This is a genomic window from Streptomyces durocortorensis (assembly GCF_031760065.1).
In the GTDB taxonomy this organism is placed as follows: domain Bacteria; phylum Actinomycetota; class Actinomycetes; order Streptomycetales; family Streptomycetaceae; genus Streptomyces.
This window is the reverse complement of the sequence record NZ_CP134500.1, coordinates 2,418,344-2,433,054: the sequence shown is the minus strand read 5'-3', so window position 1 is coordinate 2,433,054 and position 14,711 is coordinate 2,418,344. Positions and strand designations below refer to the sequence as shown.

General features: G+C 70.7%; 14 protein-coding genes. 9 read left to right on the top strand and 5 right to left on the bottom strand.

What is annotated here, in order from left to right:
• Positions 1 to 118 precede the first annotated feature (118 nt).
• Positions 119 to 820 (top strand): DUF1707 SHOCT-like domain-containing protein, encoded by a 702-nt coding sequence (locus RI138_RS10705; protein ID WP_311119726.1) that lies wholly within the window; start codon positions 119 to 121, stop codon positions 818 to 820.
• A 131-nt stretch (positions 821 to 951) separates the two neighbouring features.
• Here the strand turns inward: RI138_RS10705 and RI138_RS10700 are convergent, their stop codons facing one another.
• Positions 952 to 2,199 (bottom strand): SGNH/GDSL hydrolase family protein, encoded by a 1,248-nt coding sequence (locus RI138_RS10700; RefSeq protein WP_311119725.1) that lies wholly within the window; start codon positions 2,197 to 2,199, stop codon positions 952 to 954.
• Positions 2,200 to 2,341: 142 nt separating this feature from the next.
• Between RI138_RS10700 and RI138_RS10695 the strand changes: the two genes are divergently transcribed.
• Positions 2,342 to 3,742, top strand: coding sequence for a DUF445 domain-containing protein (locus RI138_RS10695; RefSeq protein WP_311119724.1), 1,401 nt, complete (start codon positions 2,342 to 2,344; stop codon positions 3,740 to 3,742).
• A 303-nt stretch (positions 3,743 to 4,045) separates the two neighbouring features.
• Here RI138_RS10695 and RI138_RS10690 read toward each other — a convergent pair whose 3' ends face one another.
• Entirely contained in the window at positions 4,046 to 4,351 is a 306-nt protein-coding gene (locus RI138_RS10690; protein WP_311119723.1) for a hypothetical protein, read from the bottom strand.
• Positions 4,352 to 4,481: 130 nt separating this feature from the next.
• On the opposite strand from RI138_RS10690, the gene RI138_RS10685 reads away from it, so the two are divergent.
• Positions 4,482 to 5,321 (top strand): alpha/beta fold hydrolase, encoded by an 840-nt coding sequence (locus RI138_RS10685; protein ID WP_311119722.1) that lies wholly within the window; start codon positions 4,482 to 4,484, stop codon positions 5,319 to 5,321.
• 125 nt (positions 5,322 to 5,446) lie between these two features.
• Entirely contained in the window at positions 5,447 to 5,953 is a 507-nt protein-coding gene (locus RI138_RS10680; protein ID WP_311119721.1) for a hypothetical protein, read from the top strand.
• A gap of 21 nt (positions 5,954 to 5,974) precedes the next feature.
• Here RI138_RS10680 and RI138_RS10675 read toward each other — a convergent pair whose 3' ends face one another.
• The 3 genes from RI138_RS10675 to RI138_RS10665 form a co-directional block, all read right to left on the bottom strand.
• A complete protein-coding gene (locus RI138_RS10675; RefSeq protein ID WP_311119720.1) occupies positions 5,975 to 6,853 on the bottom strand; it encodes an excalibur calcium-binding domain-containing protein in 879 nt (292 codons plus the stop codon).
• A gap of 175 nt (positions 6,854 to 7,028) precedes the next feature.
• On the bottom strand, positions 7,029 to 7,922 hold the full coding sequence (locus tag RI138_RS10670) for an endonuclease/exonuclease/phosphatase family protein (protein WP_311122847.1): 894 nt from the start codon (positions 7,920 to 7,922) through the stop codon (positions 7,029 to 7,031).
• A 231-nt stretch (positions 7,923 to 8,153) separates the two neighbouring features.
• The gene (locus tag RI138_RS10665; RefSeq protein ID WP_096628672.1) at positions 8,154 to 8,792 is read right to left on the bottom strand and encodes a TetR/AcrR family transcriptional regulator; all 639 of its coding nucleotides are present in this window, start codon (positions 8,790 to 8,792) and stop codon (positions 8,154 to 8,156) included.
• A 65-nt stretch (positions 8,793 to 8,857) separates the two neighbouring features.
• Between RI138_RS10665 and RI138_RS10660 the strand changes: the two genes are divergently transcribed.
• From RI138_RS10660 to RI138_RS10640, 5 genes are all read left to right on the top strand, one after another.
• Complete coding sequence (locus RI138_RS10660; RefSeq protein ID WP_311119719.1) at positions 8,858 to 10,303, top strand: MFS transporter; 1,446 nt, start codon at positions 8,858 to 8,860, stop codon at positions 10,301 to 10,303.
• The gene (locus RI138_RS10655; protein ID WP_311122846.1) at positions 10,303 to 11,538 is read left to right on the top strand and encodes an FAD-dependent monooxygenase; all 1,236 of its coding nucleotides are present in this window, start codon (positions 10,303 to 10,305) and stop codon (positions 11,536 to 11,538) included. The genes RI138_RS10660 and RI138_RS10655 overlap by 1 nt, the downstream gene beginning before the upstream one ends.
• A gap of 140 nt (positions 11,539 to 11,678) precedes the next feature.
• Positions 11,679 to 12,134, top strand: coding sequence for a hypothetical protein (locus RI138_RS10650; protein ID WP_257002262.1), 456 nt, complete (start codon positions 11,679 to 11,681; stop codon positions 12,132 to 12,134).
• Between the two features lie 8 nt (positions 12,135 to 12,142).
• On the top strand, positions 12,143 to 13,948 hold the full coding sequence (locus RI138_RS10645) for an alpha/beta hydrolase (RefSeq protein WP_311122845.1): 1,806 nt from the start codon (positions 12,143 to 12,145) through the stop codon (positions 13,946 to 13,948).
• Between the two features lie 174 nt (positions 13,949 to 14,122).
• A complete protein-coding gene (locus tag RI138_RS10640) occupies positions 14,123 to 14,587 on the top strand; it encodes a hypothetical protein (RefSeq protein WP_311119718.1) in 465 nt (154 codons plus the stop codon).
• Positions 14,588 to 14,711: the final 124 nt, after the last annotated feature.

Genomic DNA, 14,711 nt, shown 5'->3' with positions numbered 1-14,711 from the left:
GGTTCCTGCCCTGACGGCCCCTCTCCGGGACGGCGGGCGCGACTGCTTGGCCTGCGCGTCTGTGCCTTGAGCGGGTGCGTTCAATAGGCTGCGCGGTATGACAAGTGAACGTCCGGAAATGCGCGCATCCGACACCGAGCGTGAACGGATCGCCGAGCTGCTGCGCGAGGCCGTGGCCGAGGGCCGACTGGAGATGGACGAGTTCGAGCAGCGCCTCGAAACGGCCTACAAGGCGCGTACACACGGGGAGCTGGAGCCGCTCGTCCAGGACCTTCCGGCGCCCGGCTCGGCGGTGGCCCCGGTGGGCGCGTCCGCGCCCGCCCCGCTGCGGGGTTCCGCGGCGAACTGGCCCGCCCGGATCGGTGGCACCGCGACCTCCAAGGGCGGGTTCGCGCTCTGGGGCGGCTTCAACCGGAAGGGCCGCTGGACGGTGGCCCGGAAGTTCACGGCGTTCGCGATGTGGGGCGGTGGCGAGATCGACCTGCGCGAGGCGCACTTCGAGGACCGCGAGACCGTGATCCGCTGCATCACGATCATGGGCGGTCTGCATGTGACCGCGCCGCCGGAGCTGAACGTCGACGTCAGGGGCGTCGGCATCATGGGCGGCTTCGGCGAGGGCTCCAACGAGGAGGGCGAGCCCGCGCCCGACGCCCCGTACGTGCGGATCACCGGCTTCGCGCTGATGGGCGGCGTCGGCGTGGAGCGCAAGCGGACGAAGGCGGAGCGCCGCCGCCTGAAGGAGGCGGAACAGGCGGAACTGGAGGCGCGCCGCCGACGCGGTCCGGAGGGCCCGGACGGCGGCACCCGCAAGGAACTCTGAGGGGGAGGGCGGGGCCGACGCGGCTGTTCAGCACGTCACGCGCCTCGCAGCGTCCCGCAGCGCCTCACACGCCTCGCAGCGCCTCACCGCGCCTCCGGCCGATCGGGGCCGGGGTGCCGCTCAGCGGCCGCTCACAGTGCGTCGGACCGGGGGGCAGGGGCCCGGTCCAGGGACGCCAGGTCCACCCGGTCGCCGAGCGCGCGGTAGCCGTCGTCGTTGAAGTGCAGGTGGTCGCCGGAGTCGTACGCGGTGAGCAGCCGGTTCGGCGCGGCGGGATCGCGTACCGCCTCGTCGAAGTCGACGTACGCGTCGAACACCGTCCCCGCCCGGATCTGCTCGTTGACCGCCAGCCGTACGGCGTTGCGCTCGGGCGTCCAGCTGGGGAAGCCCTCGAACGGGGTCAGCGTCGCGCCGACGACCGTGAGCCCGCGGGCGTGCGCCCGCTCGGTGAGGGAGCGCAGGCTGTCCACGATGCGCTGGGGGTCGGTCTCCTGGGGGGATTGCTGTACGTCGTTGATGCCGAGGGCCACGATGACCGTCCGGACCCCGGCGACCGACAGGACGTCGCGCTCGAACCGGTCGGTCCCGGCTTCGCCACCGGTGCCGCGCCCGATGCCCACGACCCGGTTGCCCGAGATGCCCGCGTTGGCGACCCCGTACCGGCCGCCCAGCCGGTCGGCGAGGACGTCGGTCCAGCGGGCGTTCGCGTCGGTGGTGGAGCGGCTGCCCGCGGTCAGGGAGTCGCCGAGGGCGACGATCGCGCCGAGGGCCCTCTCGTTGCGGACGTCCACGGCGGTCAGGTAGCGCCAGTTCGTGGTGGGCCGGGTGCCGCGCTCGTCGACGAGGTAGGACGTCTGGTGGCTGTTGGGGTGGTAGGTGACCGGCCCGCCGGGCTCCGGGGTGCGGAAGCCGACCTCAAGGTCGGAGTCGGGGGCGACGGGCACGACGACGGGATCGCTGACGATCCGTCCGCCCGCGGCGATGGTGACGGCGGCGGCGCCCCTGAAGGTCACCGGCCTGGTGTTGACGGTGGCTTGGTCCACGACCAGGGGGACCGTGCCGAAGAGGTTGGACAGCGTGATGCGGGCTACGTTCCCGCCGATGCTGGTGTGGACGATGTTTCGGATGGTGCGTCCGGGTAGCCCGTTCGGGGTGTTGGGCTCGGCCCGGACCGGTGCGGCCGTCCAGGTGGCGACCCAGTTGCCGCCCGAGGTGGCGGGGGCGACGGGGTTACGGGCGGCCGCATGGGTCTCGGCGGGCGGGGGCGGCGTCGGCCGGGGGCCGGAGAGCAGCGTCGTGCCGAAGGCGACGGCGGCGGCGAGCGCGACGGTGCCCGCCACGAGGGCGATGAGCAGGGCATACCCCTGGCGCCTGGGCATGTGCGGTGTTTCTCCTTGTGATGATCGTGCTGGTCCCATGATGCGGCAGGCCGTCGGGAACTCGACGTGCGGCCCGGGAGTAGGTGAGGTAGGGACAATGCGTACGTCACGGGGGCGAGGCGTACGCGGACGGGTGGAGCGGATGGAACGGACCGGATCCGAAGAGCAGGACGCGGGGCAGGGGCAGAAAGCCGAGCGAAAGTCAGCGGGCCCGGGCCCGGGCTCCGGAAGAGGCCCGGGCGCGGGCTTCGGGCCCGGGCCGGGCGCGGGGCCGCTGGCCTCGTTCGCGTACACCGCCGCCGACGAGGAGAAGCAGCGCGGCGTACGGCGCATGAAAACCACGGCCACCGGCCTCCTCCTGCTCGTCGCGCTCGTGTACGTGCTGGCCACCTGGGCGAAGAGCTCAGGTGTGGGGGGCTGGCCGGGCTACGTCGCGGCGGCTGCCGAGGCGGGGATGGTGGGCGCCCTGGCGGACTGGTTCGCCGTCACGGCGCTCTTCCGGCGCCCGCTCGGTCTGCCGATCCCCCACACCGCCATCATCCCTACCAAGAAGGATCAGCTGGGACAGTCCCTCGGTTCCTTCGTGGGTGAGAACTTTCTCTCCGGAGACGTCATTCGTGACCGAATTCACGCGCTGGGCGTCGGAAAGCGGCTCGGTGTTTGGCTGGCGGAGCCCGCCCACGCGGACCGGGTGACCGCCGAGTCGGCGACGGCGCTGCGCGGAGCGCTGACGGTGCTGCGGGACTCCGACGTCCAGGCGGTGGTCGGTGAGGCGATCACCCGGCGCGCGGACGCGGCTGAGGTCGGCCCGAGCCTCGGCAAGATGCTGGAGAAGGTCGTCACCGACGGAGGCCACCGCAAGGTCGTCGACCTCGTCTGCGTACGGGCGCACGACTGGCTGGTGGAGCACGGCGACTCGGTGATGAACGCGGTGCAGGGCGGGGCGCCGGGCTGGACGCCGCGGTTCGTGGACAAGCGAGTGGGGGAGCGGGTCTACAAGGAACTGCTGCGGTTCGTCACGGAGATGCGGGACATGCCGGAGCATCCGGCGCGCGGCTCCATCGACACGTTCCTCAACGACTTCGCGGCCGACCTCCAGAGCGATGAGGACACCCGGGCCCGGGTGGAGCGGCTGAAGTCGGAGATCCTGGGCCGCAGCGAGGTGCAGGACGTCATCGCGTCCGCCTGGTCCTCCGTCCGTACGATGATCATCGCGGCGGCCGAGGACGAGCGCAGCGAACTGCGGCTGCGGGCGCGCGCGTCGCTGATGTCGCTGGGCGCCCGGCTGGCGAACGACGAACGGCTCCAGGCCAAGCTGGACGGCTGGCTGGAGGACGCGGCGGTGTATGTCGTGACGACGTACCGCGCGGAGATCACGTCCCTCATCAGCGAGACGGTCGCGGGCTGGGACGCGGACCAGACCTCGAAGAAGATCGAGGCGCACATCGGCCGCGACCTCCAGTTCATCCGGATCAACGGCACGGTGGTGGGTGCGCTGGCGGGCCTGGCGATCTACACGGTGTCGCACGCGCTGGGCGGCTGAGGGCCCTACGGGGCTGTGGGCTCCGGGTGCGTACCCGTCCTGTCGTGTACGGGCACGCACCCGGCTTACACGGGGGAGTTGCCCGGTAGTACGGGCGCGGCGCGGCGGGTGTTCAACGCCGCGCGCCTTTTCTCTGTCGCCCACCGGCTTCGGTCAGTTCGGCCACGACGCTCTCGCCGATGTCGGCGAAGTCGTCGACCTGTTCCGGCCTCAGCCCCTGCCCGCCCTGCCCGCGTGCGCGGCTCGCACCGAGCGCGCGGTGTCGTAACGGCTCCCTCTGACCGGAACGAAGGGCTCTCCCGACTAACGCCGGGCGCGGCGGGTGACGGCCCAGGAAGCGGCGGCCACGCCCCCGGCGACGGTGAACACGGCGGGCCAGGCGCCGACCTTCTTGGCGAGCGGGTGCGACCCGGCGAAGGCGGCGACGTACGCGGCGGTCAGCCCGGCGGCCGCGCGCGGCCCGGCCTGGCGGTTCCACTCGTACGCGGCGAGGGACCCGGCGGCGGCGAGCGCGACGCCGCCGAGCGGGCGCTTCCCGGTCCACCGGGCGACGCCGTAGCCCCCGACGAGCCCGCTCGCCGCCACTGCCGCCACCGGAACGTTCGCCATCGTCGCTTCCCTCGTGTGTCCGTCGTATGTCTGTCGTATGCCCGTGGTCCGATTCCGCTCCTGAGGCTAACGTCCGGTACGGCGTCGCCGACGGGCGGGCGAACAAGCGGGGCTGGACAGGGGGAACCAGGTGAGGACGTTCACGGTCACGGTGGCGAGCGGCGACGAGGTGCAGGCGGCCCCCGTACGCCTCTTCTGTACCGACCACGGGGGCGACGGCCCGCCCCTGCTCCTGCTGCACGGGCTGGCCGGGCACTGCGGCGAGTGGGACGCGCTGGCGGCCCGGTTCGCGGCGACCCACCGCGTGGTCGCGTTCGACGCCCGGGGCAGCGGGGCGAGCACCCGCCGCCCCGATGACGTGTCGCGCGCGGCGCACGTCCGCGATGTCCTGGCCGTGGCGCGCGCCCTGGGCCTGTCCGGCGAGGACACGGTGCTGGTCGGACAGTCGATGGGCGGTCTCACCGCGCTGCTCGCCGCGGCGGCGCACCCGGAGGCGTGCCGGGCGCTGATCCTGATCGAGGCGGGCCCGGCAGGCCCGAACCCCGGGCTGCCGGTACAGATAGGCGATTGGCTCGACTCCTGGCCCGTGCCGTTCCCGGACGCGGAGGCGGCCACCGCGTTCTTCGGCGGCGGCCCGGCGGGCCGGGCGTGGGCGGCGGGCCTCGCACCCGGCCCCGGCGGCCTGTACCCCAGGGTGGACCGGGATGTGATGGTGGCCACGGTTCAGGAGAACGCGCACCGCGACTACTGGGACGCCTGGGACCGGGTGCGTTGCCCGGTACTGGTGGTGCGGGGCGAGAGCGGCGCGATGCAGCCGGAGGAGGCGGACCGGATGCGGGCCCGCCACCCGGATACGCGGGTGAGCGTGATCCCGGGGGCGGGCCATGACGCCCATCTGGACGACTCCGCTGCGGTGTACGGGGAGATGGCGGCCTTCCTCGCAGGAACCCGGGCCGAGGGCGCCGTGTAAGGTCTGGACCCTTCGCGCGAGGGGGTCTCATGCAGTTCCGTACCGTTGCCCGCACCACCGTCCGTACCGATGGCGCGGGTGTTCGCCGCTCAACCCGAACGGGGTTGCGCGCAGGTGCGCTTGCCGTGGTCGTGGCCGCGGCGCTGGTGTCCTGCACCCAGGCGTCGGGCGGGGACGGCTCCGGCGCGGACGGCCCCGCGGCCTCGGCGTCCTCCTCGGCGGACGTGGACCCCACCCGCACCGCGGAGGACGCCGAGAACACGGACAAGGCCGAGCGGGCGGCCACCGCGGCGCCGGACACCGCCGCCCCATCGCCCGCCCCCGAGCTGGTCCGTGACGCCTTCGCCACGTTGCAGGCGACGCTCGGCGACACCTGCACCCCCGGCGCGGGCGACTGCGCCTACTTCCTCGGCCGGGTCACCCGGGAGCTCACGGAGCTGGACGAGGCGATGCGGGCGGACAGCAAGGGCCCGGGCCACTTCAAGAAGCCCCTCGCCGACATGAAGGTCCTGTTCGGCAAGCTGGGCGAGGACCGGTCCACGGCGCACCTGGAGAAGTACTTCTCCGAGATCGTCGGCACCCGTGACGGCATCAACACCTGGATGCAGGACCACCCGGACGACTACCGCTGACAAAGCCCCCGGCCCCTGCCTCTACTCGCAGGCGACGCCGTCCCCGTCGCGGTCGAGGTGCCGGCCGTAGCCGGGCTCCCCGGCACGGATGGGCGCGGCGCCCGCGGCCCGTACGGCGGTGCAGTTCGCGTAGTACGTGCTGCTGCCCCCGCCCCCGCCACTCGTACCACCACTGCTCGAACCGCCGCCGCTCCCGCCGGAGGAGGACGACGACCCGCCGCCCCACGGCTCGCAGCCCACGCCGTCGCCGTCGCGGTCCAGGTGGGGCGCGTAGCCGGGGTCGCCCTTCTCGACGGGTGCGGCCCCGGCGGCGCGGGCGGCGTCGCAGTTCTCGTAGTACACCGGCGCCGCGGTCGTCGCCTTCGGCGTGGGCTTGGCCGTGGGCTTCGGGCTCGGCTTCGGCGCGGTCACGTCGATGCGGACGACGGCCGTGGCGGCAGGTACGTCGGCCCCGGTGACGAGCACCCGGTAGGTGAACGTGTCCTCGCCTGCGTACCCGGTCGCGGCGGTGTACGCGATCGAGGCCCCGGACACCGTGGCGGTCCCGTGGCCGGGGGCGGTGGCGACGCTCAGGGTCAGGTCATCCGGGTCGTAGGCGTCGAGCAGGGCCGCCGCGTCGCCGCTCTCCAGGGTGATGGAGTCGTTGTCCAGGGCGTCGATGTCCAGGCTCTTCCCGGCCACCGCGCGCTGCTCCTCGTCGTCCATGAGGGCAAGGGCCCGCTGCACGGAGGGTGATGGACTGGCCGACGCGGCGACCTTGGCGGCACCCTTCCCGCCCCCGTCGTCCGTATCGCCCCCGCCGCCCCCGCACCCCGCGAGGAACAGCGCGAGCGCGACGGCCCCCACCGGTATCCGGAGGAAGTCGCGCCTCGGCTGCCGTGACTGCTTCGTCGTCTGCATGTGTTGCCCCCAAGGCGGAACTCGGCGCTGTGGTGCGGTGGAGCAGCCGATGCTCGCAGCGGGCCCGGGGCGGTTTCAGGGGCATGGGGGAAGCGAAGCGGAATTGTGATGAAAACATGGACGAACCATGGAGGGGCTGGGGGCCGGTCAGCCGTGGGCGGCGACCCGCTCGCCGTCAGCGTGGGGGCTCCAGGCTGACGCGGGCAGCGACCGGCAGGTGGTCGCTGCCGGTGGCGGGCAGGGCGCGGAGGTGACCGACGGTGGCCGAGCGGGCCATCACCTGATCGATCCGGGCCACCGGGAAAGAGGCGGGGAAGCTGAAGGCGAACCCGCGCTCGGCAACGTTCAGCTGCGAGGCGAGAGGCCTCAACCCGCGGTCGTCGACGGCCCCGTTGAGATCCCCGAGCAGAATCAGCGCCCCGGTCTCCTCGGCGGCGATGGCCCGTCCCAGCAGCCGGGCGCTCTCGTCCCGCCAGGCGGACGCGAGACCGCCCGTTCCGATGCGCATGGAGGGCAGGTGGGCGACGTACGCGGCGACCTCGCCGTGCGGCGTACGGGCCACGGCCCGTAGCCCACGGCTCCACCCCTCCGCGATTCCGTCCGGCTTGATGTCCACCGACCGCGCTCCGGACAACGGGTACTTCGACCACAGCCCGACGGTGCCCCGGACGGCGTGATGGGGGTACTCGGCGGCCAGCGTCCTCTCGTACACCGACAGGGCCGGAGGCACCAGCTCCTCCAGCGCGATGAGATCGGGCCCGGCGGCGGCCAGCGCACGGGCCGTCCCCGCCGGGTCGCGGTTCTCGTCACTGACGTTGTGCTGTACGACGACGAGGTCCCGCGCACCGGGATCGGCCTCCGGCAGGAGCAGCGCGCCGAAGGAATGCGTCCAGACGGCCACCGGCAGCAGCACCGCCACCAGGGCGACCGCCGACCGCCGCACCAGGGCGAGGACCAGCAGCAGGACGACGGCCAGCCCGGCCCACGGGAGGAAGTTCTCCACCAGACTGCCTACCTGCCCGGGCGAGTTGGGAATCCACCGGTGGAGGCCCAGCACCCCGGCCACCATCACCGCGAGCCCGGCGAGCACCGCCCCCCGCCGCCGGCTGCCCGCGCCGACGGCGCCCCACCCGGCCGACGGCGCCCCACGACGGCTCGCCCGCTCCCGCAACTGAAACCGCACCCGCACCCGCTCCACCACGTCTTTCTGTCCGCTGCCCGTTCCCTGCTCCGTAGCTTCATAGGACGAGCGTCCAGGGGGGAACGGTTTCCGCTCGGCCGGGCCGACCGTGCCGCGCCCCTATGGGGAAGGGGTTCGGTAGGCCCGGAGGAAGGTCCGCACCCCCTCGACGACGAGTGGCCGGACGCGGGAGTCCTCCGCCGCGTTCGCCGAACCGAGCCGGTCCAGCGCGACGCCGAAGGTCAGCGCGAGGAACTGGTCGGCCGCTAGCCGGGGGTCGGGGACGTCGAGCAGCCCGGCCGCGGCGAACGCGGCGAGTCGCTCGGCGATCGCCTCGTCGGGGGTGTCGGCCATGGGGTTGTAGTCCTGGTGCGGCAGGTGGCCGGATTCCGCCCGGACCAGCCGTCGCAGCGTGGCGTACTCCGCCGAGCCGAGCATGTCGGTCGCGATGCGCATCGAGAACGTGACCAGTGCGTCTTCGAGACCGGCGGCCTCGGTGCGGTCGGTGAGGGTGTCGTCGAGGGTGCGCCGGACAGCGGTGACCAGTGACTGCCCGACGGAGTCGACGACCGTTCGCAGCAGGGTCTGCTTGTCGCCGAAGTAGTCGTAGACCGTCCGCTTGGACACTCCGGCCCGGGCGGCGACCGCGTCGACGCTGGACCGGTCGAAACCGTCGGTGAGGAACAGCTCGCGGGCCGCCGAAAGGATGGCGGCCCGCTTCGGCGCGGACCCCTCGCGCAGGGTCTTCGTGGGCGGCATGAGCACATCGTAACGCTTCTACACTGCACGGTGTAGTGTAGAAGTGTTGACGGAAGGGACTGTCCATGACGGGAACGAACGCACCAACCGGCTTAGCCGGCTCAGCCGGCTCAACGGAAAGCCCAGCTCCCCCGGTTCGTATCGGAAGGGCCGCCGTCGGGGCCCTCGGCACACTGGCCGTCGCCACCGGCGCCCTGGAGTCGGTGGTGACACCGACGCTCCCGCTCCTGCAACGCGAGCTCGCGATGAGCCCCTCCGAAGGGGCGTTGCTCAGCGTCGCGCTCCTCGTCACCGGCGCGCTCGTCACACCGGTCGCGGGCAGGTTCGGCGACCGCTACGGCGGGAAACGGGTCCTGATCCGTCTGATGGCGGTGGTCTGTGCCGGTGGCCTGGTCTCCGCCCTGGCCACCGGCCTGCCGGTGCTGCTGCTCGGTCAGGTGCTGCAAGGGGCCATGGTGGGCGCACTGCCCCTCTCGTTCATCCTGGTGCGCAAGCACCTCCCCGAGGGGGAGTCGAAGGTGGCCATCGGGGTGGTCAGCGGGCTGTTCGTGGGCGGCGGGATGGCGGGCACCCTGTCGGCCGGGCCCGTGGCCGAAGGACTGTCCCGGCACTGGATGTTCGCGCTGCCGACGCTCGCGGTCATCGGGGCCACCCTGCTGGTGAACCGTCTGATGCCGAACGATCCGCCGGCCCGGCCTGACGATGCCGGGGTCGACTGGCCCGGCCTGGTTCTCCTGAGCGGGACCCTGGTCACGCTCATGCTCGCCCTCGCGCTGGCGGCCGACCTCGCCTCCTCGCAGCCCCTCGTGCTCGGCGCCCTCCTCGTGATCACGGCCGCCTGCGCGACCGGATGGGCGGCGGTCGAGCGCCGCGCGGCCTCGCCGATGGTCGATCTGCGCATGCTGGCCCGGCCGGTGGTGTGGAAGTCGTGCGTGCTGACGTTCGTGCTGTGCGTCGGCACCGCGGTGCCGGTCCATCTCGTCCCGCAGCTGTTCGCGGTGCCCTCCGACGCGTACGGCTTCGGGGCCGGCGCCACCCGGATCGGCTTCTTCCTGCTGCCCGGGGCCGTGGTCGCGTCGCTGGCCGGGCCGATCAGCGGGCTCGGGGCGCGGCGCTTCGGCCCGCGTGCCGTGGTCACCGCGGGGACAGCCATCATGGCCGCCGGGCTGTTCGGCCTGGCAGCCGTGCACAGCGAGGTCTGGCACCTCGTCCTCGGCAAGGCGATGATCGCGCTCGCCAACGGACTGATCGTCACGGCGATGGTGACCAGCACCGCCACCACCGTCGACCGGGGCGACACCGGCATCGCCACCAGCCTGGTCCTGGTCACCCGCGTGATCGGCTACGCCGTGGGTGTGCAGATCAGCGGCGCGATCCTCACCGCCGGTACCCCGCCCGGGTCGGACGTCCCGGCCGAATCCGCCTTCGTCACCGGCTTCGCCCTGGCCGCCGTCGTCACAGCGCTGTCCCTGCTGGTCACCCGCACCATGAGCAAAGGAGCCGAAGAATGATGCCCCGCATCGATCTGCCGAGCGGCAACCGAACCACTCCCAGGCGCACCGCCCTGATATCCGGGGCCAGCATCGCGGGGCCCGCCCTCGCCTTCTGGCTGAACCGTTACGGCTTCGAGGTCACGGTGGTCGAGAGGGCGGACGCCCTGCGCGGCGGCGGCTACCCCGTCGACGTACGCGGCACCGCACTGGAGGTCGTCCGGAGGATGGGAATCCTGCCGCGACTGCGGGACGCCCACATCGACCTGCGCCGGCTGACCTTCCTCGACGAGGACGGCGGCGAGGTGGCCTCCCTCGCCCCGCACACCGTCACCGGAGGCGTCGCGGGCCAGGACCTGGAGGTGCCGCGCGGGGAGCTGACCCGCGCTCTCCACACGGCGGTCCGCGACGACGTGGAGTTCCTGTTCGGCGACTCGATCGACACCCTCGACACCCTCGACCGGCCGGACCACGGGGTCGACGTCACCTTCCGCCGGGGCGGCAGCCGTACGTTCGACCTGGTATTCGGCGCGGACGGCCTGCACTCGCACACCCGGCGACTGCTGTTCGGCCCCGAAGAACAGTTCCACAGCTACCTCGGCCACTGCTTCGCCGGGTTCACCATGCGCAACACCCTCGGCCTCTGCCGCGAAACCGTGCTGTGGAACGCCCCGGGCAGGGCGGCGGCCCTCTACGCGGCGGGCGACAACGCCGACGAGGTCCACGCCTTCCTGAACCTCACCCGCCCGACCCCGCCGTTCGACGCCTTCCGGAACCCAGCAGCCCAACGGGCCCTGCTCACCGAGGCCTTCGCCGAATCGGCCTGGCAGATCCCGGAGATGCTCACCGCCCTGCACATCGCGGACGACCTCTTCTTCGACGTGGTCAGCCAGATCCGCATGCCCCGCTGGTCCAACGGCCGGGCCGCCCTGGTCGGCGACGCCGCGTACGCCCCCTCGCTCCTCACCGGCCAGGGCACCAGCCTCGCCCTGGTGGGCTCCTACATGCTCGCCGCTTCCCTGGCGGCCCGGGACCACACCACGGGCTTCGCCGCCTACGAACACGACACCCGCGCATTCGTCACCCTGAACCAGGACCAGGCAGGCAAGGGCGCCGCCACCCTCTTCCCCGCCACGGCCCGCGCGTTGGAGCAGCGAAACAGGGGGCTGCGCGAGCTCAGCACAATCCCGCCACAAAAACCCGGCCGCCCGGCCCATTCGGCCCTCACCTTGCCCGAGTTCACCGATGTGGCCTGATCCCTTTGGCCGACAGCGGAAGTCTGGCTATGGCAAACCCTGTGTTTGATTTGTCCCGTCGACGCCGGAGAGAATGTCCACTCGGCCCGAGGCGCCCGGAATCAGGGCACGGGAAACGGGGATGTGGGGAGAGTTTCGCGGTGGCGTGGGACGAGTGGGAGCAACTGAAAGCTGATGCGTCGGCGCACGGTACTGTCCACATGCAGCTGAATCGGGCCCCGTCGGAGGACAGGGCCTCAGCTGGGCCGGCTTCAGGAGATCTGAAGACGAACAAAAGGGCATGGGTGAAGGCCGGCGAGGGCGTCTTGGGTCTCAAGGACGGTGTTGGCAAGGCGTTGACGAAGCTGACCGAGGGGCAGACGGGGCTCGGTGACACCGGGGGATGCCGGAGCGCCGCGGCGCAGAAGGAGCTCTACGACTCCTGGAAGAAGTACGTCGGCGACGTGAGCGGCCGCTGTGACACGTTGGGCGGGCTGCTGCAGAAGGCAGGCCACGATCTGTCGAAGTCCGAGCAGGAAGTCAAGGCGGAGCTGGACAGGCTCGCGGTGAGGTATCGGGACACCGAGGCCGTTGGCGGCCAGGCAAAGGAGCGGTGATTCAGCTCATGAACCTGGCCACGTTGAAAGCCTTCAAGCCGTCCGAGTACGAAGAGGCCGCGGACGGATACCGGGCGACCGGTGACATGGCCTCCACGGCCAAGGACACGGTCGACAACCAGATTAGCGCGGGGGTCCGCAACCAGCTGCAGGGCGAGGCAGCGAAGGCTGCTCTCGACGAGCTCAAGAAACTGTCGGCGAATTTCCACTACGCGCAGACCGAGTGCGGCCTGGTGAGCACCGCGCTGAGTGGTCTCGCATTCGACATGGCAGCGGCCAAGCGGAAGCTGGAGGCGGCTGTCGAGGACGCCCGGGCCGACGGTTGCACGGTCAACCCCGACGGATCCGTTTCGTATCCGGCAGGCAAGAAGCCCGGTGACGAGAAGCCCGCCGACGGCGGCACGGTGACCGGGAGCGCCGGGGGCAGCCCGATGTCCGACGCGCTGGAGCGCCAGGCGGCCAACATCCACCCGAACCCGAACTACGGCAGGGCGATGGCCTATGCCAACCGGATCGCCGACGCCTTGAAGGAAGCCACGGACGCGGATGCCAAATGGGCACCGAAGCTGCGTGCGCTGAAGGCCGACGACGACTTGGTCGTCTCCAAGCGCGACTGGGCCGACACGCAGTCGGACCTGGGAGGTGTCCGCGAGGCGGGCAAGGACTACCTCGACTCCCTCCCGGAGCCGCCGAAGGACGGCAGCCCGAAGGACAACGCGTCATGGTGGAAGGGGCTCAGCCTTGAGGAGCAGTCCGCTCACCTAGCTTTGAACGCTGCCGTGGTCGGAGCGTTGGACGGTCTGCCTGCTGAGACTCGTGACGAGGCCAACCGTGCAGTGCTGGCGCAAGCCAGGGCACGTGTAGAGCTGGAACTCGAAAGGATGCCGGAGCCCACGAGGTACTCTCCCAACCCCAACGGCACCTACCCGGCCGTCATCCAGAACGACAATTGGACCAAGTGGAACGAGAAATATGGTGAGCGGCACGCGGAGCTCATCAAGTCTCGTGACGGGATGAAGAGCATTCAGGAGCGCTTCGACTCGACCGGCATCAAGGGTCTTCCCGAGGCGTACCTGCTTGGGTTCAGCACGGAAGGCAACGGTCGTGCCATCCTCGCGAACGGGAACCCTGACACGGCTGATCATCAGGCGGTGTACGTACCGGGCACGACGTCGAATCTGAGTAGCATCAGTGGAGATATCAATCGGATGGCAAATGTGTGGCGTGTGGCCACCGACGAGGCTGATGGGGCATCGGTTTCCACGATTACGTGGCTCGGATATGACGCACCGCAGAGCATCGTGAAGGATTCGCCATTCAGTCACTACGCGGACGACGGTGCGCCTGCCTACAACCGCTTCCTCGACGGCCTCGACGCCTCTCATACAGCCGAGTCGGACCCGCATCGCACGGCAATCGGTCATTCGTACGGCACGACCCTCATTGGTTCCGCAGCCCGGCAGGGTGAGCTGAACGCGGATGATGTGATCCTTGCCGGCAGTCCTGGGGTCCAGGTCAGCAAGGCCGAGCAGCTGGATGTTCCGAAGGGGCACGTCTGGAACCAGGAAGCGGACTGGGACGTGGTCCCGGACATTGGTCGATTCGGTCATGGGGGGAACGACCGGGACGGCGTATGGATCATCCCAAGTGACCCCGTCTTCGGCGCCAATCAGATGACGACAGACACCAGCGGCCACAGTGACTACTGGAAAGAGGACACCCAGAGCCTCCGGAATCAGGGCCTGGTGGTCGCAGGGCACGGCGACGACGTCAAGCTCGAACCGCTGCCTTCTGCATACACAAGGGCGCGATAGAGCTTCAGGCGTACGACGGGACGCCAGACCATCTGAGCACCAGCCCACGCGACTACCGTCCGTATCGACCGGCCCGTGTTCCGGCCCGACCCACTGAGGCTCATCGTGAAAACCAGACTGGGCGCACAAGCGCTCACCTTGTTCATCGCTCTCACTACCCTTACTGGATGCAGCATGACTGACGCCAACAAATCCGATGACCTACCCTTGGCAGGTACCAGCACATCGCTCGCTGCCGCTGACGAGGCAGAGAAAATCTCCAGTGAGATTTATGATTTGATCGGCATTAGAGGCAAAGGGTCAGACACCGGCCCGGGCGTCTCGGAATGTGGTGGGAAAGATCCTGACAAGTACTTTCAAATCTTTCACCCTTGGAGCTTCACTCCGGAGTCACCCAGTCAGCTCGATGATGTGATGGAGCGGCTCAGGGAAGAACTTCCCAAGCATGGCTGGAAGATCGTTGAGTATGGGCACGACACGAGTAAGAACAAGAACATCAACCTCACAGCTGACAATGACAAGAAGAAGCACAGTGTGAATATCACCCACTATGCGAAGCGAACCCCCCCGAAGCTGAGCCTGACGGTCGTCTCCGGGTGCTATCAGACTCCGGAAGGCCAGAAGGTCCAGCGGTTCTGAGGCCATTGCGCCCTCGGGTGTGCCTGGGCGCGGCTCTACCTCCGCCCCCACGCCGCCTGGTGTGCCAACCCGGACTCTCGGCTCTACGAGGTCGGGGGCTCGTTCCGTGTGCACGTCGGGGTTC